Here is a 21,048-nt window from a genome sequence, read left to right on the forward strand (position 1 = left end):
ACAATGGCAGCCTTCTGTGTGCACCAGCAGGCGTTTGAAAGCGCCTGCTGGCTGGATATTGCGACGCGCAAGCCGGGGAATGTCAGCCTGCATTCCCATGGCCATAATATGGAGGCGCAACAGTTTCTGGTGAGCGCCAGCGTTTCAGCGCCGGCTTTGTGTGCACTGGGGCGTACGGTTGGTAAAAGAATTGAGGCAGCTGTTTCTGCCACATGGCAGGCTGTTGGATGTAATACCAACTTGGGTATATTGTTGTTGTGTGCCCCTCTTCTGCACGCATGGGGCGCTTTGCCGCGCGGCGCGGGTTTGTGCGAGCTAAGAGAAGGGCTGAATACGACATTGGCAGGACTAACGGTTGCGGACGCCGAGGCAACCTACAGGGCCATCACTATGGCGACGCCTGCCGGGCTAGGTGAGATGGCGGAGCAGGATGTTCATGGCGCATCCCCTACAATCAATTTGAGGGACGCCATGAGGCTGGCTGAAAATCGTGATGAAATTGCACGCCAGTATGTCAATGGTTTTGAACAGGTTCTGTCGTTTGGGCTGCCCGTTTTTCTGGCGCGGCTGGATGAGCTGGAGGGCCACGAAAGGGCTGCTCGTCTGGCCATGCGTCGCACTTTTCTGCATATGCTGGCGCATCTGCCGGATACGCATATCATCCGCAAATACGGGCGGGAGCTCGCTCAAGGTGTGATGATTGAGGCGCGGGCCTGGTTGCAGCGTGATGAGGCGGGTGAAAAGCTGGATGCAGCTGAAGAGTTTCACGCCTGGGATGAGGCTTTGAAAAAACGCGCGATCAACCCTGGTACGACTGCGGATTTCTGCGTTGCCATTGCTTTGGCTGCGCAGATCGCAAGGCCGGGCACAGCGGTTCAGCTTCGTCTTGAACAAGGGGGATTGTCACTCGCCTGATGGAGATGAAGATAAGGGTTCGCCTTTTCTTGGAGTATTTGAGTGTCTTCAGGGTGGAGGCTGTATTTTCTGGCCCCTAATGAGCCAGATATTGAACCAGCTCGACACATTCCTTGTCGATTGCAGACAAATCCTTGTCGCTGGCCTGGTTGATATTGATGTGCACCATGATCCCTTCAATCAGGAAGGCGGCAAGAATAGCCCGGTTTTTACGTTTGGCGGCGGGCATCTCGGGTGAGATGTTGGCGATCAGATCATCGAGCAAGTCGCAATAATTGTCATACATATCGGACAGCATTTCCGAGACATAAGAATTGTGCTGCGAGAGTGTCCAGAGTTCAAAAAAGACCTTGTTGACCGCCTTGTCCCGAATATCTTTCAGAAGATACTCGGTGAGGGCGGTCAGTTTTTCCTCTGGGGTCAGGTTTTTGTCGAGCGAAATCTGATTGTATCTGTGATAGTAGACGGAAAATATGAATGTCAGCAGATCCTCAACAAGGTTATCCTTGCTGGGGTAATAATATTGCAGATTGCTGAGGCGGATGCCTGCGACGCTTGCGATATTGCGCAATGTCAGGCCTGCATATCCTTCGGTTAGCAGAACATTCCGGGCGGATTCGAGAATGTTCAATATGGTTTCCATGCCCTTCTTCGTGGCATTTTTTTGAGACAGATATGTCTGGCAGAAATATTCAAGGTTTGAGCGGCTTGTTATATTTTCATTTAGCATATGTTCTGTCTTCTGCAATCGTCAGAGTTGGGCATTGTCACAGGGGCGGTTTCCGTGAAGGGTCATTCCGTCCGCATAATAATGCATGGCCATGGTGGAAGATGACCTCTCCCCTCCTGCTTTCTTATTGAGCACGATCATGCCACGGCCCGTAGATTGGCAGAAGATTTCATGTCGTGCCATACCACCTGAGGATGAGACGTGCTTGTGCATGTTCCTGCGTGGAAGCTGAAATGGCGCGTCACCATCTGTGAATACGGGTTCGAATACGTCGGCCTGTTGCAGGAGGCATCTTCACAGGGCGGCGTCTGTCATTTTTGGCTTCTGTGCCGGCAGATCATATCAGCCAGGCCAGGGTCAAGCCCGCCGCCAGAGCAATGGCAATTGCAATATAGCGTGTTGATTGTGTGGTTGCTGCGCCGGGGGCGGTGTTGATGGCCAGGCCCGCCGCCTTCCAGCCAGCCATGCCGCCAGCCACGATCACAACCTTGCGAAAGCCGGCCTTCTCAAAATGTGTGGCAGCCATGCCAGAGCGCCCCTGCGTCTGGCACATCAGATACAACGTCTTCTTGCGATTGACGGTGCCAAGCTGTTCAAGCGCTGCCGGGTCGAGCGAGGTGAGCGGTGCGTTGATGGCCTGCGGCACATGGGCGCGCGCAAACTCTCCCGGTGAGCGAACATCAAGCAGGGTGAGCGCACCCTGTTCGAGTTTCCTGTGCAGGTCCTGAGCGGAAATCAGCGTCGCCATCGCAGCCTCGTTGCAACTTTGTGCGGGCGTTGTCCAGACACTGCGGCAAGCCTCATATCAAGCCTTGGCGTGCGGATGCCCGCGCTTGAGCCTTGTGACGATGGGGAAGGGCTGAGGCAACCCCTTTGCACGCGGAAAGAGGATGTGTCGCAGGGCTCGCCTCCAGATATGGAGGTCGCAGGCTGTTTTTCCCACATGAATATCCTCGAAACACAATGAGGAGCCGGAATGTGATTGGATCAAACAAAACTAAATCAATCAAATAAATTGACTGTTGGTTTGTCGCAGATTTATCGTGTCTGCCGGTTTCAGAAATGCCGAGACGTGTTGGTCAGGAGTTCCACTATGAAGGCCCATTCATTCCCCGTTTTCGGCCGGAAGGCCGCGCCTTCACAGGCCGGGGCGGCAGGTGCGGAGCTGACGCCCACGGAACTGACGCCCACGGCGCTGGCTTACCGGATGGCGACGCGCAAGCTGGCCGGTGCTGTCAGCGTGCTGACCTTTGAGCCGGGTGAGGGGCATATGGGTGTGCCGGTTGTTTCGGTTGCCCCTCTGTCTCTTCATCCGCCAATGCTGCTTTGCATTGTGAGGCAATCGGCCCGGCTTTCGGGTTGGGTGGAAACGGGGCAGGCATTTGCCATCAATGTGCTGCGGGCGCATCATCAGGCTCTGGCCACCCAATTGGCGGCAGACCATGGCGCGGAGATCCGGCTTTCTCCTTCCGTCGCCTGGACACGCCTGGATACTGGCGCGCCCGTGCTGGCGGATGCTCTTGTGAGCTTCGATTGCGTTCTGGATGAAGTGATGGCGCGGCGCGATCATCTCATCTTGCTGGGGCGTGTGGTGGCCACCCGTCTCACGGAGGGGGATGGGCCGCTGTTGCAGTGGGGCGGAGGCTATCGCCAGCTTTCGGGTTGCTCCGGCGCGGCCAGTTCATAGCATTTTCGGGCTCTATTCGCGCGCAGAGCCATGCCGGGCGCTTGCGCCTGCTCTCTGGGCGTGTTCTGTGTTGGCATAAAGTCGTAGGAGCCCCGATCCATGAAGCTTTATGATGCCGATTTTGCCCCCAATCCGCGTCGCGTGCGGATCTTTCTGGCCGAGAAGGGCATTTCCATACCGCATGTGCCGGTTGATTTGCGCACATTGGAGCATAAGGGGGAGGCTTTTCGGTCTCTCAATCCGCAATGCCAGGTGCCCGCGCTGGAGCTGGATGATGGCACGGTAATTTGCGAGAGCACGGCTATTTGTCGCTATTTTGAAGCCGTGCAGCCAGAGCCGAACCTGTTTGGACATGATGCGCTGGAACAGGCGCAGGTGGAAATGTGGACCCGGCGGATCGAGTTTGGCCTGTATGCCGCCGTGGCGGCGGTGCTGCGGCATCTGCACCCCGGCATGGCGCAGGTTGAAGTGCCGCAGGTGGGGGAATGGGGCGAGGCCAACAAGCCCAAGGTTCAGGCTGCGCTTGAGTTTCTGGATGCGCAACTGGCGGAACGTGCCTTCATCGCTGGCGCGCGTTTCAGCTATGCCGATATCGTGGCCATCACCACCATTGATTTCATGAAGATGGCGCGGGTGGACATGCCGGACAAGCTGGAACATCTGGCGCGCTGGCGTGCCGTGGTTTCCGCCCGGCCGAGCATGTCAGCCTGAGAATGGCGGGTTTTGAAAGGCAGCGCACCACTTGCGGGCCTGATGTGCAGCTTGGTGGAGCGCCTGAAGAATATGCGGCTCCGCTGGAGCCGGACAGTGCGGTGGCCAGGCTTCTTGCGCGGGTTCGCGCCTGCCGGGTCTGTGTGGAGATGCCATCGGGCACGCCCTTGCCGCATGCACCCCGCCCGGTGTTGCGGGTGGCCTCCACTGCCCGCATCCTGGTGGCCGGTCAGGCACCGGGCACGCGGGTGCATGCCTCGGGCCTGCCTTTCACGGACCCGTCTGGAGACAGGTTGCGCAACTGGATGGGAGTGGACAAGACCACTTTCTATGATGTGCGCCGCATCGCCATTATTCCCATGGGCTTCTGCTTTCCGGGGCTGGATGCCAAAGGGGCGGATTTGCCGCCCCGGCGCGAATGTGTGCGCACATGGCATGATGCGCTGTTCGCCACCCTGCCGCCATTCCGGCTGGTGCTGGCCGTAGGCCGGCCGGCGCAGGCCTATCATCTCAGGCGGCTGGGCCTTGGGGCTTATCTCGGCTCCAGCCTGACGGAGACGGTGCAGAACTGGCGGGCGGTGCGTGCAGCCGGGCTGCGACCGCGTCAAAATGGGGCGATGCAAGAAGTGGTGAAGGGCGGGCCGGTCTGTGTCTATCCCCTGCCGCATCCCTCATGGCGCAACAGTGGCTGGCTGAAGCGCAATCCCTTCTTCGAGACGGAGGTGCTGCCGCAGTTGCAGGCGGATATTCAGGCTCTTCTCGGGCCGGATCTGTGACGGGTAGTGCCGTTTTGAGCGTCTCGATCCAAACGGTCTGCGGGGTGGTGCCATCCCTCTGACGAGAGTTGGCTGACTTCTCTTTGCCGGCAAGGTTGCCGCACAGAGGGGTGAGCCCCATATGAGCGTGATCTGAAGGGCTTGCTCCTGATGCTGGCCCTCGTCATTGCCCCCCTTGCTCCCCGCTTTCTCCGGGTTTGCCGGAGCGGCATATCATGTGAAGCAGAAACATGTTGGACAAGTTCCGGAATGTCACCAGCCGCCTGATGGGACGAAATGGTGAAAAGCCAGACAATGCCTCACACAGCGGGATGGCTGTGCATGAGAAGAAGAAGGATGACGGCATGGCCGAGGTGCGCGAAGATCAGGTGCGGGGCGCTCTCGCAACCGTGAAAACTCCAGAAGGCGTGGTGCTGTCTCTGGCCTCCGCCCTTTCAGGCATCGCGATCAATCATGGCAAGGTTTATCTGTCCATCACGGTGGACCCGGCAAAGGCGCGGGCATGGGATGCCGTGCGGGTAGAAGCCGAGGATGCGGTGAAGGCGCTGCCCGGCGTGGTTTCCGCCCTTGTCACTCTCACGGCAGAGCGCAAGCCCGGCGGGGCGGGGCAGGGACAGCAGGGGGCTGGCCCTTCTGCCGCACCTGCGCGGGGGGCTGGCGCAGGTGGCCCGGCCCAGCGCACCATTTCAGTGCCGGGGGTTAAATCCATCATCGCCGTGGCGTCCGGCAAAGGCGGGGTGGGCAAGTCCACCACCTCCATCAATCTGGCTCTGGGCCTTCGGGATCAGGGGCTGAAGGTGGGGCTGCTGGATGCCGATATTTACGGCCCCTCCGTGCCACGCCTCACGGGTCTTTCGCAAAAGCCGGAAATGGGCGAGGGCAAGACCCTGCTGCCGCTGGATGCGTTCGGCCTCAAGGTCATGTCCATCGGGTTTCTGGTGGAGGAAGACCAGGCCATGATCTGGCGCGGCCCCATGGTGATGTCGGCGTTGACCCAGATGCTGCGCGATGTGAACTGGGGCCCGCTGGATGTGCTGGTGGTGGATATGCCGCCCGGCACCGGCGATGCCCAGCTCACCATGGCCCAGCAGGTGAAGCTGGCCGGCGCTGTCATTGTCTCCACCCCGCAGGATCTGGCGCTGATTGATGCGCGCCGGGGCATTGCCATGTTCGAGAAGGTGAATGTACCCCTGCTCGGCGTGGTGGAGAATATGGCCTATTTTGTCTGTCCGCATTGCGGGGAGCGTTCGGATATTTTCGGCCATGGTGGCGCCCGCGCCGAGGCTGAAAAAGTGGGGGTGCCCTTCCTGGGGGAAATTCCCCTGCATATGAGCATTCGCGAGCTTTCCGATGCGGGCCGCCCGGTGGTGGAGGCCGAGCCGCAGAGCCCGCAGGCGGAAGCCTATCGCCGTGTGGCGGCGGGGGTGAAGGCCGCGCTGGATAAGGCCGAGGGCGGCCGTGCCGCACCGCGCATTGTGGTGGAGTGACATATCTCCGCGCGCCCCGAAACAGGTTGTTTGGGGCGCGCTTTGGGGCCGGTCGCAGGCGCGGAAACCTGAAAGTCTCCGGTGAAGGCGCACGGAAGCGTGATATGGGAGCCATGACAGGGGAGCCATGTGCGCAGCGGTTTGCCGGCCATGCGTCTTCCCCCCTGTGCTTTTGCGCAAAAACTGCATAAAACCGGGGCAGAATGATCGGGCGCGCAGTGCGGGCCTGTCTGCTCAAGGGAGAGTTTCATGAAACGCCGCGACTTTCTCACCGCCGCAGGGGCTGGTGTCGCCGCTTCTGCTTCGGTCGCCATGCCGGCCATCGCCCAGACCCTGCCGCAGGTGAAGTGGCGGTGCGCCACCTCCTTCCAGAAGACGCAGGATACGCTGCACAGTACGGCCGTGAATTTCGCCAGGCGTATGGAGGAAATGAGCGAAGGCCGTTTCCAGATCCAGATCTTCACGGCCGGGGAGATCGTGCCGGCGCTACAGGTGGTGGATGCCACGCAGAACCACACCGTGGAGATGTGTTACACCGCCTCTTATTATTATGTGGGCAAGGATCCGACCTTTGCCTTCGGCAGCACCATTCCCTTTGGCCTGAATACGCGGCAGATGAATGCCTGGCTCTATTATCAGGGCGGTATTGAGCTGCTGAATGATTTCTACAAGGCGTATAATGTTTATATGCTGCCGGGCGGTAATACCGGCGCGCAGATGGGCGGCTGGTTCCGCACGGAAATCAAGTCTCTGGATGATCTGAAGGGGCTGAAAATGCGCATCGCCGGCCTTGGCGGGCAGGTGCTCTCCCGCCTTGGCGTGGTGCCGCAGCAGCTTCCCGGCGGCGACATCTACCCCTCTTTGGAGCGTGGCACCATTGATGCCGCCGAATGGGTGGGCCCCTATGATGATGAGAAGCTCGGCCTCTACAAGGTTGCGCCCTATTATTATTATCCCGGCTGGTGGGAAGGTTGCGCGGGCCTGAACTTCTTCTTCAATCAGGAAGAATGGGCCAAGCTGCCGGACGTTTACAAAACCATGGCGCGCACGGCGGCCGGTGAGGCCAATAACAACCTCATCGCTCATTATGATGCGGTGAACCCCACCGCCATCCAGAACCTTGTGAAGCAGGGTGCGCTTCTGCGTCGTTTCCCCAATGATATGCTGGAGGCCGCCTACAAGGCCGCCAACACCATGTATGAGGAAATTTCCGCAGACAATGCCGAGTTCCGCAAGGTGTGGACGCAGATCAAGGCTTTGCGCAATGCGGACTATCTGTGGTGGCAGGTGGGCGAATTCTCCTATGATGATTTCATGGTGCGCGCCCGCGCCAGAGGCTGAGCGAGGCTGGGCCTTCTGAATATGAAAAAGCCCGTGCAGCAGGGTTGTGCGGGCTTTTTCTTGTTTTTGTCCCCGTGGCAGATGGTTTGTTCGTTGATCTTCTTGATCTCACAGGGGTGAAAAACTACTGTCCGCAAGCCCGTTCCGGGCACTGTCCGTTCTGCCGGCCTGTGGCTGCGGGGGCGCGGGTTTTTGGCCTTCCTGCCGGGAAGGGAAAGCGCGCGACACCGGCCATGGCAGGCTCATCGCCGCGAGTTTCCATGATCGACCCCGCTTTGCCCGCTCACATGCGGCCCGACCGTTCCTTTCAGGCCCTGCTGCTGACCCTTCAGCGTTTCTGGGCCGATCAGGGCTGTGTCATTCTTCAGCCTTACGACATGGAAGTGGGCGCGGGTACATTCCACCCCGCCACCACGCTGCGGGCGCTGGGGCCGAAGCACTGGAAGGCAGCCTATGTGCAGCCTTCACGCCGGCCGAAGGATGGGCGCTATGGCGAGAACCCCAATCGTCTGCAACATTATTATCAGTTCCAGGTCATCCTGAAGCCCTCGCCGGAGAACCTTCAGGAGCTGTATCTCAAGTCTCTGGAAGCCATCGGCGTGGATCTGGCGCTGCATGATGTGCGCTTCGTGGAAGATGACTGGGAAAGCCCGACACTGGGGGCCTGGGGGCTGGGCTGGGAATGCTGGTGCGATGGCATGGAGGTCTCGCAGTTCACCTATTTCCAGCAGGTGGCGGGCTTTGAATGCGCCCCGGTGGCCGGCGAGCTGACCTACGGCCTTGAGCGCCTCGCCATGTATGTGCAGGGCGTGGAAAATGTGTACGACCTGAACTTCAACGGTCGCGAGGGGGCTGAAAAGACCACCTATGGCGATGTATTCCTTCAGGCCGAGCAGGAATATTCCCGCCATAATTTTGAACATGCGGATACGGACATGCTGTTCGAGCAGTTCCGCATGGCCGAGGCAGCCTGCAAGCGCTACATTGAAGCCGGTGATGCTGGCGAGAAGCACCTGATGGTGCTGCCCGCCTACGATCAGTGCATCAAGGCCTCTCATGTCTTCAATCTGCTGGATGCGCGGGGCGTGATCTCCGTCACCGAGCGGCAAAGCTACATTCTGCGCGTGCGCGAACTGGCGAAAGCCTGCGGCGCGGCATGGCTGAAGACGGATGCAGGCGGCGTGAACGTCGCCTGAACGGGTTCCGATGCCCCGCCTTTCCCTTTCTTGCCGGCCTGCTGCCCTTGCAGCTCTGGCCGCCAGCGCCTGAAATAGAAACCGATGCCTGATCTTCTGCTTGAACTCTTCTCCGAGGAAATTCCCGCCCGCATGCAGGCGCAGGCGGCTGAAACCCTGAAGAAGCTGGTGACCGATGCGCTGGTGGAGCGCGGCCTGCTTTATGAGGGGGCGAAAGCCTTCGTCACCCCGCGTCGTCTGGCGCTGGCGGTGCATGGCCTGCCCGGCAAACAGGCCGACCAGCACGAGGAAAAGAAGGGCCCCCGTGTGGGCGCGCCCGACGCCGCGCTGGCCGGCTTTCTGAAAGCGGCCGGCCTCTCCTCCATCGAAGAGGCGAAGGTTCAGTCTGATCCGAAGAAGGGTGATTTCTATGTCGCCCATATCCACCGGGCCGGGCGTTCCACGCCGGAGGTGATTGCGGAGATCATGCCGCAGATCATCCGTCATTTCCCGTGGCCGAAATCCATGCGCTGGGGCACGGGCAGCCTGCGCTGGGTGCGACCGCTGCATTCCATCGTCTGCACCTTCGGGGCCGAGGGCGATGAGCCGGAAGTGGTATCCTTCGAGGTGGAGGGCATCGTCTCCTCCAATGTCACCTATGGCCACCGCTTCATGGCGCCGCAGGCGATCACCGTGAAGCGGCTGGATGACTGGATGGCCCAGCTTGAGGCCGCCCGCGTGGTGGTGGATCGGGATCGTCGCAAGGACATCATCCTGAATGACGCCAAGGATCTGGCGCTGGCCGCCGGTCTGGAGCTGGTGGAGGATGCCGGCCTGCTGGAAGAGGTGGCCGGCCTTGTGGAATGGCCCGTGGTGCTGATGGGGGAATTCGAGGAGCGCTTCCTCGATATTCCCGATGAAGTCATCCGCGCTACCATCCGCGCCAACCAGAAGTGCTTCGTGCTGAACGACCCGAAGACGGGCCGCCTTGCCAACCGCTTCATTCTCATTTCCAATCTGTTGGCGCATGATGGTGGCAAGGCCATTGTGGACGGCAATGGAAGGGTGATCCGCGCGCGCCTTTCCGATGCGAAATTCTTCTGGGATACGGACCGGGCCAATGGGCTTGAGAAGCATCTGCCGAAATTCGCGCACATCACCTTCCACGAGAAGCTGGGTAGCCAGCAGGCGCGGATTGAGCGGATCCGTCAGCTCGCCGTTGCGCTGGCGCCGCAGGTCGGGGCCAGCCCCGCACTGGCGGAAGAGGCAGCGCTGATCTGCAAGGCTGACCTTCTCACCGAAGTGGTGGGTGAGTTCCCTGAATTGCAGGGCCTGATGGGCCGCTATTATGCGGCGGGCGAGGGCATGGCCGCTGAGGTCGCCGCCGCCTGCGAGGAACATTACAAGCCGCAGGGCCCCACCGATATCGTGCCTGCTGCGCCGGTTTCCATCTCCGTGGCGCTGGCCGACAAGATCGACACGCTGGTGGGCTTCTGGGCCATTGATGAAAAGCCCACTGGCTCGAAAGACCCCTACGCCCTGCGCCGCGCTGCGCTGGGTGTCATCCGCATCATTCTGGAAAATGGGCTGCGGGTGCGGCTGGGCGAGGTGATTGCCGCCGCCGCCAAGAGCGAGGCCATTCCGGCTTCTGCGCCAGAAGGCTGGCAGGATGATCTGCTCTCCTTCTTCGCTGATCGCCTGAAGGGCCATCTGCGTGAGCGCGGGGCGCGGCATGATCTGGTGGATGCCGTCTTCGCGCTGGAGGGGCAGGATGATCTGCTGCTCGTGGTGCGCCGGGTGGAAGCGCTGGCGGCGTTCCTGTCGTCGGAAGATGGCAAGAACCTGCTGGCGGGCTATCGCCGCGCGGTGAACATTCTGCGCATCGAGGAAAAGAAGGACGGTAAGCCCTATGCCGGCCCCACCAATGCCACGCTTCTGAAGCTGGCGGAGGAGGAAAAGCTCGCCTCCGCCATCGAGGATGTGAAGGCCCGTGTGGCCCGCGCCGTGGCTGCGGAAGATTTCGCGGCGGCCATGACGGCGCTGGCGGATCTGCGCGCGCCGGTGGACGCCTTCTTCGAGGCGGTGACGGTGAATGCGCCGGAACCGGAACTGCGTGAGAACCGCCTGAAGCTGCTGGATGAAATCCGCGCCGCCACCCGCGGCATTGCCGATTTCGACCGGATCGAAGGCTGAAAATCTGAGGCCGAGGGGGACGGCCGTTCCCCTGCCTTTTCAAATGCAAAACCCTTCAAGCTGAAAGCCGGGTGCTTATCAGCCTGAAGGGTTTTTCGTGCTGGAGGCAAGTGCCGTTCAGCCCCCATAACGGTGCAGGCTGGCGCCGTGCACCCGCAGCCAGGCTTCGGCCTCTTCGCGTGCAGGGAAAATCTGCTCCACCAGCCGCCAGAAATGCGGGCTATGGTTCAGCTCCAGCCGGTGCGCCACCTCATGGGCGGCCAGATAATCCAGCACTGAGGGGGGCGCGAGGATCAGCCGCCAGGAGAAGGAGAGGTCCCCGCGCGAGGAGCAGGAGCCCCAGCGGCTGGCAGTGTCGCGCAAGGTGATGCGGCCAATCTTCACCTCCAGGGCGGCAGCGTGGCGGCCAACCGCCTCGACAAGATCCTGCCGGGCCTCGCGCTTGAGGAAATCTCCTATCCGCCGGGCAATATGCGGCTCTTCCCCCGCCACATGCAGGGTGGGGCCATTCATCTCGCCCCGCCACACTGTGCCGCGTTTGTCCGGCTCATGAATGATGCGGTGCGGCACGCCTCGCAGCGGCACCATGGCCCCGGCAACAAAAGGCACGACATCCGGCAGGCGACTGAGGCGCGTGCGCACCCATTCCCGGTTCCGGTTGGCAAAATCGGTGATGAAGGCCAGGGAGACATGGGGCGGGGCGGTGAGCATCACATCGCGCGTGGCGGCGCGCACCCGCAGGGTGAGCTTGCGCGCCTGCCCATTACGACGGATGCGCACGGGCACATTTTCCCCGCCGAGATCCAGCTCAAGGCTTTCACTCAAACTGGCAGGTTGCGAAGCATCCAGACGTCGGAACAGCGACATGACTCACGCATAAGGCCACATGCAATGGCGGGCAAGTGGCAGCAGGAGGGGCAGGGCGATGATGGACCACACAACGCAAAAGCGCCCCTTCCGGGGCGCTTTCACATTCAGCTCGCTCTGGCCTCAGCCCACATCCGTGCGGGGGTACTGCTCGGAAATGTGCTTGGGCAGGGAGAACACGTCAGGCTCTTCCGCCTCGCGCGTGGGGGCAACCTCATCCACCTTCACCGTTTCGCGGGCGGCCCCTTTGGGCAGCTCTTGAGAGAGGATGAAGTTGGAAATGCGCGGTGCGATTTCTGAGCGGAAGCGGGAGCCGTTGAACACACCATAATGGCCCACACCCGGCTGTTCCCAATGGGCGCGCTTGTCCTCGGGAATGAGGGGGCACAGCTTGTGGGCTGCCTTGGTCTGGCCGATACCGGAGATATCGTCCTTCTCACCTTCCACCGTCATCAGGCCCACCCGCTTCACGGCCTGGGTCTTCACCCGCTTGTCGTGATGCATGATCTCGCCCTTGGGGAGGGAGTGGGTCATGAACACGTTCTCGACGGTCTCAAGGTAGAATTCCGCCGTCAGATCCATCACTGCGAGATATTCGTCATAGAAGTCGCGGTGCTTTTCGGCGGAATCGCCATCGCCATCCACCAGATGGCGGAACAGATCCCAGTGGGCCTGCACATGGCGGTCCAGATTCATGCTCATGAAGCCGTTGAGCTGGAGGAAGCCGGGATAGACCTCCCGCAGCGCACCGGCATGCGGCCACGGCACGCGGGTGATGACATTGCGCTTGAACCAGTCAATGTCATTCTTCTTCGCCATGTCGTTCACGGCGGTGGGGGATTCACGCGTGTCGATCGGCCCACCCATGAGGATCATGGATTTGGGCACGAAGGGATCTTCCTCTTCCTCCATGCGGGAGACAGCCATCAGCACGGGCACGGCCGGCTGGCACACGGCCATGACGTGGCAATCCCCCCCGAGGCGATGGAAGATGGAGATCAGATAGTCCACATAATCGGACAGGTTGAACTGGCCCTGATCGAGCCGCACCATTTTTGCGTCCACCCAATCTGTCACATAGACATCATGGTTGGGCAGCATGGCTTCCACCGTGCCGCGCAGCAGCGTGGCATAGTGGCCGGAAACCGGGGCCACAACGAGCAGTTTGGGCTGGGGCTGCTCCGGCGGGCGCTCGAAGGCGCGCTCGAAATGCAGCAGATTGCAGAAGGGGCGGCTCCACACCGTATTGACATGCACCGGCACGCGCTGGCCGTTGCTCTCGGTATGTGTGATGCCCCATTCCGGCTTGCCATAACGGCGGGTCGTGCGCTCAAAAAGCTCACAGGCCGCAGCCATGGATTTGCCAATAGTGGTATGAGAAACCGGATTGATCGGATTCTTCAGCATCAGGCGGCTGGCATCCGCCATGGCTCTGGAGGGGTTGAGGGCAGCGCTGCCCATCTCATAGAACCAGTAGAGGGGCGAGTTGGTGCCCACGCCAGCCTGAGGCGGAAACTGAGCCGGACCGGTAAATTCTCCAATGGCCATTTTTCGCACCTCGCGCTTTGTTCTGTGCCACAGGGCCGATTGGAGAAGGCACCGTGGCAATTTGTACAAAGGTTAAAAAAGAGACACACGCGCGACAAGATCTTAGTTGTCACATTGTCGCGCTTTTAGGCAGAAGCCTAGCGTCAAGAACCTTGCCTGAAGGTGAATTTTGATGAATCCGGCCCTTTCCACCCCTCTTCATGGCCGTTCTCTGGGCTTGCGGCTCGATACTTTGATTCGCCTGCGCTGGCTGGCCATAGTGGGGCAGCTTGCCGCACTTGTGGTGGTAAATCTGGTGCTGGGCTACGCTTTGCCCATTGTGCCCTGTGTGGTGCTGGTGGCGCTTTCAGCATTGGTGAATGTTGCGCTTCGCCTCAAATACCCGGTGGCGCGCAGGCTGGGAAATGGCCCGGCGGGCACTCTTCTTGCTTATGATGTGCTCCAGCTTACCGCATTGATTTATCTGACGGGCGGGCTGAAGAACCCCTTTGTTTTCCTGTATCTGGCCCCGGTCATGATCTCGGCCACGGGGCTATCCTGGCGCACCACTGTTCTGCTGGGTGTGCTGGCTGCGATGTGCGCGGGGCTTGTGGGGCTGTGGGCGCAGCCCCTGCCTTGGTCCGATGGAGTGCCGCCGGTGTTGCCGGATCTGTATCTGGCGGGGGTTTGGGTCTCCCTTGTCGTCGCCATCGGCTTTATCGGCATGTATTCATGGCGGGTTACCGAAGAGGCACGGGAGCTGGGCGATGCATTGGCAGCGGCTGAGCTGGTTTTAGCCAGAGAGCAACATCTTTCGGCACTGGATGGACTTGCGGCAGCCGCCGCCCATGAACTGGGCACGCCTTTGTCCACAATCGCGCTTGTGGTGAAAGAAATGCAGCGGTCAATGGACGCAGCTGACCCGCATGCGGAGGATGTCGCGCTGCTGCGCGATCAGGTCAATCGTTGCCGGGATATCCTTCAGACGCTCACCTCCTTGCAATCCGGCGATGCTCCATTTGATCGCATGCCGCTGCGTCTGCTGCTGGAAGAGGTGGTGGCGCCGCACCGTAATTTCGGCATTTCCATTGCCATTCATGTCAAGGAAAGCGGCAATACGCCGGTTATAGCCCGCAATCCGGGGTTGCTGTATGGGCTTGGGAACCTTGTTGAAAATGCAGTGGATTTTGCATTATCCGAGGTCGAGATCAGCGCGGAATGGACCCCGAACGCACTGGTGGTTGTGGTGCAGGATGATGGCCCTGGCTTCTCCCCGGAGGTGAGCGGGCGCATTGGCCAGCCCTATGTCACCTCGCGCTCACGCGGGCGTCAGGCTCCCGATGAGGAAAGCGGGCTGGGGCTGGGTTTCTTCATCGCCAAAACCCTGCTGGAGCGCACCGGGGCCAGTCTTGCCATAGAGAACCGTCCGCCGCCATATTCCGGCGCGCGGATCAAGATTACTTGGCCCCGCGCAGCATTGGCCATAGAAATGGCCAATCATACGGAACCGGGTCAGGCGCCCGGCCATTCCATTTCGGGGAAGGCCTAAAATTGTCCGTGCCAGCGGGCGGGGCCGGCCCTGTGGCTTGAGACCTTTGAGGGCGAGGACAATGACAGAAACAATGCCGCTCGAAGTGGGGGAAGATCGTTCGGTTCTGATCGTCGATGATGATCGTTCCTTCCTGCAACGCCTGGCACGGGCGCTGGAAACGCGCGGCTTTGAGGTCACGACGGCTGAAAGCGTGGCCGATGGCCTGACGCGGGTGGAGGAAGCCGCACCGGCCTTCGCCGTGGTGGATATGCGCCTGGGTGACGGCAGTGGCCTGGATGTGATCTCCACCCTCAAGAGAAAGCGCCCCGGCGCGCGGGCCATTATCCTCACCGGCTATGGCAATATCACTACGGCGGTGACAGCGGTGAAGCTGGGCGCAGTGGATTATCTGGCAAAGCCGGCCGATGCCGATGATGTGGTGGCCGCGCTCATGGCCAGCAGCGACCACAAGCCCAGCCCGCCGGAAAACCCGATGTCTGCGGACCGGGTGCGGTGGGAGCATATCCAGCGCGTATATGAGCTGTGCGGCCGCAATGTTTCGGAAACGGCGCGCCGCCTTTCCATGCATCGCCGCACGCTTCAGCGCATTCTGGCCAAACGCGCGCCGCGCTGATGTGAAGGGTCGGTGTGCTCAGCCGGCCCTGTCCGTTTCCGCGCTTTTCTTTTCCATGCTGAACAGCAGGCGCGCAGCCACCGGCAGCAGGACGGAGAGGCTGGCGAAGCGGAAGACATGATGCGCGCTCATGAAAGCCGGGTCATACCCCAGTGCGAAGCCCAGCGCTGTCATCGCCTCCAGTGCGCCGGGGGCGAAGGCAGCCAGCATCTTGCCGAAATCATCTCCCGTCAGCATGCTGGCCAACAGGGCGAAGCCGGCTGAGATGAGGATGGACACCACAAAGGCCGCCATCGCCGTGCGGATGAAGGTGACGATGGTGGATAGCCGGGTGCCGACAAAGCGCACTCCCACATTGATACCCAGAAGGGTAAAGGCGGGCAGCAGCAGGGCCGGTGGCACCGCCACATCAGTCCATTCCCTCAGATGCAGCGCTCCACTGGCCAGAAGCGCCCCCAGAATAAGCCCGCCCGGCACGCGTAGCCGCTCGGCCACAAGCCCCACGACAAGGGCCGCCAAGAGTAGCACGGACAGATCCCGCAGGCCGGACAGGCTGGTGAGGGTGGCCGCATGCAGGCCATCGACCTGAGCCGTCATGGCTGCGGGGTCTGTGGCCTGGGTCAGGTGCAGGGCGCTGAGCAGGCTGGGCAGGGCCGCCACCAGCAGAAACAGCCGCACCGCCTGTGCAAAGGCTACCCGGCGCAGATCCGCCCCGCTGTCCGCCGCCATGGCGATGATGGTGGAGAGTGCTCCGGGGGCGGAGGCGAAGAAGGCGGTGGCCTTGTCCCATCCCGCCACACGGTTGAGAAACAGGATGCTGCCGGCCATGGTGGCGACAATGCTGACGGCCAGCACCACCATGCTGATGGGCCATGCGCTGGCTCGGGCCATCATCTGCGGGGTCAGGACGCTGCCCATGGATGCGCCGAGAATGACGAAGGCGGCCTGACGCAGCACATGCGGCAGATGCAGCCGCACGCCGGCCATGGCCAGCACCATGATGGCGAGCATGGAACCGGAAATCCAGGCCGCCGGCAGGCCCAGCATGGCGAAGAGCAATCCGCCGCCGCCGCCCGCCACCAGTGTGGTGCCGATGGCCCGGAGGCGGGGTGAGTCAGTGGCGTGCATCAGTGGCGTGCATCAGCGGTGTGCATGAGATGTGTGAGGTGTTTCCAGCCAGCGCACCAGCCGGCGGCTGGCTTCTTCAAGCTGCGCGGGGCTGCGGGCGAAACACAGGCGCATAAAGCCTTCCCCGCCGGGGCCGAAGGCGGTGCCGGGAGCGATGCCCACATTGGCTTCATCCACCAGTTGCAGCCCCAGCCGGCGAACATCATCCTGTCCTTCAATGCCGAAGAACATGTAGAAGGCCCCCTGCGGCTTTACCAGCCGCACCCGATCGGTGGCCAGCAGGGCGTTGCCCATTATATCCCGGCCCAGCCGGGCGCGGGCGATCTGCGCGGCGAGGAAATCCTCTCCCTGTTCCAGCGCGGCAATAGCCCCGCGCTGCATGAAGGCGGCCACGCCGGAAGTGGAATACTGGATGAGATTTTCCACCACCTGACCCAGCCACACCGGAGCTTCCAGCCAGCCGATACGCCAGCCTGTCATGGCCCAGTTCTTGGAGAAGGTCTGGACGAAGAGAATGAGATCTTCCGGCTCCATCACATCATGCATGGAAGGCGCGCGGGTGCCTTCGCCATAGTGAAAGCGGCCATAAATCTCGTCAGCGATGATCCACAGGCCATGGCGGCGGGCCAGATCCAGCACGGCGCGCAACTCCTCCAGAGTGGCAACGAAGCCGGTAGGGTTGGCCGGTGTGTTGAGGAAGATGGCCCGCGTGCGCGGTGTCACGGCCTGTTCCATGCGCGCCATATCCAGCCGGAACCCATCCGGCCCGTAGCTGAAGGGCACGAAGACCGGATGCGCGCCAATGCGCTGCGCAGCCGCCGGTGCATTGGGCCAGACAGGCGAGGGCACGAGAATTTCATCCCCCGCGGCCAGCGCAATGGAAAAGGCGGTGGTGATGGCCTGCATGCCTGAGCCGGTAACGAAATAACGCTCCGGCTCTTCATCCACGCCATAGAGCTGGCTCATGTATCGGGCGATGGCGGCGCGCAGTTCTGGCAGGCCGCGTTGCCAGGTGTAGAAGGTTTCGCCCGCCTCAAGGGCGATGGCGGCGGCCTCGCAGATAAAGGCAGGGGTGGGTACATCACCTTCGCCAGCCCACAGCGGAATCATGCCCTCCCGCTGCTGTCCATATTTCATCACTTCCACGATGCCGCTTTCCGGCAGGGCGCGAATATGGGCCTGAACCCGCTCCATCAGGGCGGTTTCGGAGGGGCGGGGCGTGGAGGGCGTGCGCGGGGACATATCGAACTCGCTTGAGCTGGAGCACAGGGCGCAGGTGGGGGCCAGAGCCTGCCGGGCGCTTGGATGTGACGTTGCGGCAGGGCTGGGGCGGATCATGGGCCTGCCTTTGCAGATGCCCCGGCCCTTGCATTCATGCAATAGGGATTTGCATGGGAGGGTATTGAGGTGCCTTCCGTGCTGGGCCTAGACAAGGGCTGTTATTGCCTTTTCCCGGATGGTTTTGATGTCCTACAAGATTGATGCAGCCGCCCTTGATCTGCTGTTTCGCGAAGCACGCTCCCACAATGGCTGGACCAGCACGCCGGTGACGGATGAAGAGCTGCGCGAGGTCTATGATCTGGTGAAGTTTGGCCCTACCTCGGCCAATACGCAGCCGGCCCGCTTCGTGTTTGTGCGCAGTGCGGAGGCGAAGGAGCGTTTGCGCCCGGCGCTCGCCCCCGGCAATCTGAAGGCCATGGATGCGCCGGTCATTGCCATTATCGGTTATGACACCCGTTTTTATGATCGGATTCCCCAGCTCTTCCCGCACAATCCAGGCTTTCGGGATCTGTTCGTGAATGCACCGCAAAGCGTGGAACCACATGCGCTGCGCAATTCCTCGCTACAGGGGGCCTATCTTATTCTGGCTGCCCGTACAGTGGGGCTGGATGTGGGGGCGATGTCCGGTTTCGACGCTGCGAAGGTGGAGGCCGAATTTTTCCCCGGTGGCACGGTCAAGGCCAATTTCCTGGCCGCGCTGGGCCATGGCGATCATTCCAGGGTGTTCGAGCGTCTGCCGCGCCTCGATTTTGAGGATGCGGCACAGATTCTCTGATGGGTCCGTCCATTCAGGGCGCGCAGGGCCGGGCTCCGCGCGCCCATTTCCGGGCGGCCGGCTCAGTCCATGCCCGGATCGGCGACAAGGCCAGCAGCCTGAATGCCCGCCAGAGCACAGGCTTCATCATGGTCTGAGCTGTCGCCGGAAACCCCGATCGCGCCGAGAAGCCGCCCCTCCGCAGAGCGGATGAGCACGCCGCCCGGTGCGGGAATCATCGTGCCGCCAACGGATTGTCCGGCTGCGGTGATGAAATAGGGCTGGTCGCGGATACAGCTCAGCAAGGTGCGAGAGCCCACACCAAAGGCCAGCGCGCCGGTCGCCTTGGCTTCGGCAATCTCACCCCGGCGCAGGCTGGTGCCATCTTCGGCAAGGCCGGCCTTCAGCACGCCGCGCGCATCCAGCACGCGCATGGCCAGCGGGTTGAGATGCTGCGCGCGGGCATGGGCCAGCGCCGCAGAAAGAATGATCTGCGCCATCTCCAGCGTGAGATCTATGATGGGGGAGGGGGAAACGCCCACGCCATTCTCCTTGTCGCACCGGAATGCGCCGCCGGGGCGCGATCCGTGAGGGGGCAGATTGAAACAGCTTCTGGGCCATATCCAGTCCATCCGGCCGGATAATGGCGGGGCAAATGCCGTAGGGTGCATTTTTCTCTCCCCCCATCCGGCTCCGGCATGTCACCATGTCGCCAATCAATCCATGAATCGGCGCAGGCAGGGGCAGCAGGCACCCATGACTTCGACGCGACAAAGCTACGAACCCGGCCACCGCCGGAAATTTCTGGTGGTGGTGGATGAAACACCGGAATGTGACCGGGCGGTCTATTATGCCGGCCGGCGGGCGGCGCGCACACAGGGCGGGCTGGTGCTGCTGGGTGTGCTGAAGCTGGAGGAGGCCAACCAGCAATGGCTGGGCGTGGCGGATCTGATGCGCGCCGAGGCGGAGGATGAAACCCGCGCCCGGCTGGAGAAGTATGCCGTGCGGGCGCGTCAGGTGGCGAATGTTTCGGCCGAATGTGTGGTGCGCGAAGGCAGCACCGCCGACGCCATCGCACAACTGATTGCTGAAGATCTCGATATTGCCATTCTGGTGCTGGCTGCCGGCACCGGAAAGGAAGGGCCAGGGCCGCTGGTATCTTCACTGGCGGGGCCGCATTCGGGCGGTTTTCCCGTGCCCATCACCATTGTGCCCGGTGCGCTGAGTGATAAGGAACTGGACGCGGTCGCCTGAGGGCGAGCCGATCTTGCCCTCACCCTTCCCGTGATTGCCCCCTGCCATATGGTGCAGAACATGGCCTCCAGGCTTTCCTTTCCATCGCGTGCATCCGGCGCGCAAACTGTTTTGCTGGCCGATATTGGCGGCACTACCACACGTGTGGCGCGGGCCGGGCGGGATGGTGCGCTTTTTGATATTCGCCTGGAATCCAATGATTCCTATGGCCATCTTTCAGAATTGCTTCTGGATTATCTGGCCCAGACCGGGGGTGAGAGGCCGCGCATGGCCGTGCTGGCGGTGGCCGCTCCGGTGGATGGTGAGGAGGTGCGCCTCGTCAACCGGGCCTGGAGTTTTTCCCGCGGGCAACTGGCGGAAGAGCTGGGGCTGGACAGGCTGGATGTGGAGAATGATTTCGTGGCGCTGGGCCATGGCATTCCCTGTCTGAAACGGGAGGATCTGCTGTCTCTGGGCGCATGGCGCACGCCAGTGCAGGGTGTGCGGCTTGTTTGTGGGCCGGGCACCGGGCTGGGCGCGGCGCTTCTGGCGCCTCGGGGCGATGGATATGAAGTGCTGGCCAGCGAGGCCGGCCATATGCGCTTTGGTGCTGTCACCACGGATGAGGCGCGGTTGTTGGCGCATATGGTGCGTGATCTGGGCCCGGTGGCGGTGGAGCATGTGCTCTCCGGGCCGGGGCTGGAGCGGTTGCACCGCATTCTTTCCGGCGAGGAACTGTCCTCGCGCGCCATCATCAAGGCGGCGGTCAGCGGGCAGACCAGCGAACGGGAAAGCTGCCATGTGTTTCTGCGAGTGCTGGGGCGAGTGCTGGGAGATCTGGCGCTGGCCTTCGAGGCGCGCGGCGGAGTGTATGTGGCCGGTGGCATCGGTCGGGCGCTGGCTCCGCTGATGATGGAAAGCCCGCTGCGAGAGGCATTCGAGGATCACCCCCCCTTCAATGAGCGGCTGGCGCAGGTGCCATTGCATATTATCACCCATGCCACCCCCGGCCTGCTGGGCGTGGGTGAAATCGGCCGGCGCCTGTTGTTGGCGCAGGCATGAGGCGCGGGTAAAAAAC

General features: G+C 61.7%; 20 protein-coding genes. 13 read left to right on the plus strand and 7 right to left on the minus strand.

Translation table 11 applies throughout. The features are described from left to right. Positions 1-3: 3 nt before the first annotated feature. Positions 4-915 carry a triphosphoribosyl-dephospho-CoA synthase gene (locus ACT6QH_RS05850; RefSeq protein WP_444973876.1) on the plus strand — a complete coding sequence of 304 codons (912 nt, stop codon included), beginning with the start codon at positions 4-6 and terminating at the stop codon, positions 913-915. 76 nt (positions 916-991) lie between these two features. On the opposite strand, the gene ACT6QH_RS05855 is transcribed toward ACT6QH_RS05850, so the two are convergent. Continuing rightward, positions 992-1,546, minus strand: a complete 555-nt coding sequence (locus tag ACT6QH_RS05855) for a TetR/AcrR family transcriptional regulator (protein ID WP_444973877.1) — start codon at positions 1,544-1,546, stop codon at positions 992-994. A 436-nt stretch (positions 1,547-1,982) separates the two neighbouring features. Beyond that, positions 1,983-2,393 carry a rhodanese-like domain-containing protein gene (locus ACT6QH_RS05860; RefSeq protein ID WP_444973878.1) on the minus strand — a complete coding sequence of 137 codons (411 nt, stop codon included), beginning with the start codon at positions 2,391-2,393 and terminating at the stop codon, positions 1,983-1,985. 345 nt (positions 2,394-2,738) lie between these two features. On the opposite strand from ACT6QH_RS05860, the gene ACT6QH_RS05865 reads away from it, so the two are divergent. The 7 genes from ACT6QH_RS05865 to glyS all read left to right on the plus strand — a co-directional run bounded on the left by ACT6QH_RS05865 (position 2,739) and on the right by glyS (position 11,015). Next, the gene (locus tag ACT6QH_RS05865) at positions 2,739-3,332 is read left to right on the plus strand and encodes a flavin reductase family protein (protein WP_444973879.1); all 594 of its coding nucleotides are present in this window, start codon (positions 2,739-2,741) and stop codon (positions 3,330-3,332) included. A gap of 99 nt (positions 3,333-3,431) precedes the next feature. Next, positions 3,432-4,043, plus strand: coding sequence for a glutathione S-transferase family protein (locus ACT6QH_RS05870; RefSeq protein ID WP_444973880.1), 612 nt, complete (start codon positions 3,432-3,434; stop codon positions 4,041-4,043). Positions 4,044-4,192: 149 nt separating this feature from the next. Next, positions 4,193-4,819, plus strand: a complete 627-nt coding sequence (locus tag ACT6QH_RS05875; protein WP_444974016.1) for a uracil-DNA glycosylase family protein — start codon at positions 4,193-4,195, stop codon at positions 4,817-4,819. Between the two features lie 344 nt (positions 4,820-5,163). Further along, positions 5,164-6,306: an Mrp/NBP35 family ATP-binding protein gene (locus ACT6QH_RS05880; protein ID WP_444974017.1), complete on the plus strand. Its 1,143-nt coding sequence runs from the start codon at positions 5,164-5,166 to the stop codon at positions 6,304-6,306. A 249-nt stretch (positions 6,307-6,555) separates the two neighbouring features. After that, a complete protein-coding gene (locus ACT6QH_RS05885; RefSeq protein ID WP_444973881.1) occupies positions 6,556-7,647 on the plus strand; it encodes a TRAP transporter substrate-binding protein in 1,092 nt (363 codons plus the stop codon). A gap of 287 nt (positions 7,648-7,934) precedes the next feature. Beyond that, the gene (locus ACT6QH_RS05890) at positions 7,935-8,843 is read left to right on the plus strand and encodes a glycine--tRNA ligase subunit alpha (protein ID WP_444974018.1); all 909 of its coding nucleotides are present in this window, start codon (positions 7,935-7,937) and stop codon (positions 8,841-8,843) included. A gap of 84 nt (positions 8,844-8,927) precedes the next feature. Continuing rightward, entirely contained in the window at positions 8,928-11,015 is a 2,088-nt protein-coding gene (gene glyS / locus ACT6QH_RS05895) for a glycine--tRNA ligase subunit beta (protein WP_444973882.1), read from the plus strand. A gap of 117 nt (positions 11,016-11,132) precedes the next feature. Here the strand turns inward: glyS and ACT6QH_RS05900 are convergent, their stop codons facing one another. Further along, positions 11,133-11,882, minus strand: coding sequence for a M48 family metallopeptidase (locus ACT6QH_RS05900; RefSeq protein ID WP_444973883.1), 750 nt, complete (start codon positions 11,880-11,882; stop codon positions 11,133-11,135). Positions 11,883-12,005: 123 nt separating this feature from the next. Continuing rightward, entirely contained in the window at positions 12,006-13,430 is a 1,425-nt protein-coding gene (locus tag ACT6QH_RS05905; RefSeq protein ID WP_444973884.1) for a polyhydroxyalkanoate depolymerase, read from the minus strand. 172 nt (positions 13,431-13,602) lie between these two features. On the opposite strand from ACT6QH_RS05905, the gene ACT6QH_RS05910 reads away from it, so the two are divergent. Then, on the plus strand, positions 13,603-14,958 hold the full coding sequence (locus ACT6QH_RS05910) for an ActS/PrrB/RegB family redox-sensitive histidine kinase (protein WP_444973885.1): 1,356 nt from the start codon (positions 13,603-13,605) through the stop codon (positions 14,956-14,958). Between the two features lie 61 nt (positions 14,959-15,019). After that, positions 15,020-15,574 (plus strand): ActR/PrrA/RegA family redox response regulator transcription factor, encoded by a 555-nt coding sequence (locus ACT6QH_RS05915; RefSeq protein WP_444973886.1) that lies wholly within the window; start codon positions 15,020-15,022, stop codon positions 15,572-15,574. Between the two features lie 18 nt (positions 15,575-15,592). Here the strand turns inward: ACT6QH_RS05915 and ACT6QH_RS05920 are convergent, their stop codons facing one another. Both ACT6QH_RS05920 and ACT6QH_RS05925 read right to left on the minus strand, forming a co-directional pair. Next, positions 15,593-16,702: an AbrB family transcriptional regulator gene (locus tag ACT6QH_RS05920; RefSeq protein WP_444973887.1), complete on the minus strand. Its 1,110-nt coding sequence runs from the start codon at positions 16,700-16,702 to the stop codon at positions 15,593-15,595. A 12-nt stretch (positions 16,703-16,714) separates the two neighbouring features. Then, a complete protein-coding gene (locus tag ACT6QH_RS05925) occupies positions 16,715-17,944 on the minus strand; it encodes a pyridoxal phosphate-dependent aminotransferase (RefSeq protein WP_444974019.1) in 1,230 nt (409 codons plus the stop codon). Between the two features lie 223 nt (positions 17,945-18,167). On the opposite strand from ACT6QH_RS05925, the gene ACT6QH_RS05930 reads away from it, so the two are divergent. Next, positions 18,168-18,758: a malonic semialdehyde reductase gene (locus tag ACT6QH_RS05930; RefSeq protein ID WP_444973888.1), complete on the plus strand. Its 591-nt coding sequence runs from the start codon at positions 18,168-18,170 to the stop codon at positions 18,756-18,758. Between the two features lie 62 nt (positions 18,759-18,820). Here the strand turns inward: ACT6QH_RS05930 and ACT6QH_RS05935 are convergent, their stop codons facing one another. Next, positions 18,821-19,258: a GlcG/HbpS family heme-binding protein gene (locus ACT6QH_RS05935; RefSeq protein WP_444974020.1), complete on the minus strand. Its 438-nt coding sequence runs from the start codon at positions 19,256-19,258 to the stop codon at positions 18,821-18,823. A gap of 235 nt (positions 19,259-19,493) precedes the next feature. On the opposite strand from ACT6QH_RS05935, the gene ACT6QH_RS05940 reads away from it, so the two are divergent. Together ACT6QH_RS05940 and ACT6QH_RS05945 are read left to right on the plus strand one after the other, a co-directional pair. Next, entirely contained in the window at positions 19,494-19,991 is a 498-nt protein-coding gene (locus ACT6QH_RS05940; protein WP_444973889.1) for a universal stress protein, read from the plus strand. 60 nt (positions 19,992-20,051) lie between these two features. Then, positions 20,052-21,032, plus strand: a complete 981-nt coding sequence (locus tag ACT6QH_RS05945; RefSeq protein ID WP_444973890.1) for a glucokinase — start codon at positions 20,052-20,054, stop codon at positions 21,030-21,032. Positions 21,033-21,048: the final 16 nt, after the last annotated feature.

The organism is Haloleucobacter albus (assembly GCF_052492075.1).

Coding starts and splice junctions, on each gene's coding strand:
- ACT6QH_RS05850 (WP_444973876.1), top strand. CDS start 4: ATGGCAGCCTTCTGTGTGCACCAGCAGGCGTTTGAAAGCGCCTGCTGG.
- ACT6QH_RS05860 (WP_444973878.1), bottom strand. CDS start 2,393: ATGGCGACGCTGATTTCCGCTCAGGACCTGCACAGGAAACTCGAACAG.
- ACT6QH_RS05865 (WP_444973879.1), top strand. CDS start 2,739: ATGAAGGCCCATTCATTCCCCGTTTTCGGCCGGAAGGCCGCGCCTTCA.
- ACT6QH_RS05870 (WP_444973880.1), top strand. CDS start 3,432: ATGAAGCTTTATGATGCCGATTTTGCCCCCAATCCGCGTCGCGTGCGG.
- ACT6QH_RS05875 (WP_444974016.1), top strand. CDS start 4,193: ATGCCATCGGGCACGCCCTTGCCGCATGCACCCCGCCCGGTGTTGCGG.
- ACT6QH_RS05880 (WP_444974017.1), top strand. CDS start 5,164: ATGGCCGAGGTGCGCGAAGATCAGGTGCGGGGCGCTCTCGCAACCGTG.
- ACT6QH_RS05885 (WP_444973881.1), top strand. CDS start 6,556: ATGAAACGCCGCGACTTTCTCACCGCCGCAGGGGCTGGTGTCGCCGCT.
- ACT6QH_RS05890 (WP_444974018.1), top strand. CDS start 7,935: ATGCGGCCCGACCGTTCCTTTCAGGCCCTGCTGCTGACCCTTCAGCGT.
- glyS (WP_444973882.1), top strand. CDS start 8,928: ATGCCTGATCTTCTGCTTGAACTCTTCTCCGAGGAAATTCCCGCCCGC.
- ACT6QH_RS05900 (WP_444973883.1), bottom strand. CDS start 11,882: ATGTCGCTGTTCCGACGTCTGGATGCTTCGCAACCTGCCAGTTTGAGT.
- ACT6QH_RS05905 (WP_444973884.1), bottom strand. CDS start 13,430: ATGGCCATTGGAGAATTTACCGGTCCGGCTCAGTTTCCGCCTCAGGCT.
- ACT6QH_RS05910 (WP_444973885.1), top strand. CDS start 13,603: ATGAATCCGGCCCTTTCCACCCCTCTTCATGGCCGTTCTCTGGGCTTG.
- ACT6QH_RS05915 (WP_444973886.1), top strand. CDS start 15,020: ATGACAGAAACAATGCCGCTCGAAGTGGGGGAAGATCGTTCGGTTCTG.
- ACT6QH_RS05920 (WP_444973887.1), bottom strand. CDS start 16,702: ATGCACGCCACTGACTCACCCCGCCTCCGGGCCATCGGCACCACACTG.
- ACT6QH_RS05925 (WP_444974019.1), bottom strand. CDS start 17,944: ATGTCCCCGCGCACGCCCTCCACGCCCCGCCCCTCCGAAACCGCCCTG.
- ACT6QH_RS05930 (WP_444973888.1), top strand. CDS start 18,168: ATGTCCTACAAGATTGATGCAGCCGCCCTTGATCTGCTGTTTCGCGAA.
- ACT6QH_RS05940 (WP_444973889.1), top strand. CDS start 19,494: ATGACTTCGACGCGACAAAGCTACGAACCCGGCCACCGCCGGAAATTT.
- ACT6QH_RS05945 (WP_444973890.1), top strand. CDS start 20,052: ATGGCCTCCAGGCTTTCCTTTCCATCGCGTGCATCCGGCGCGCAAACT.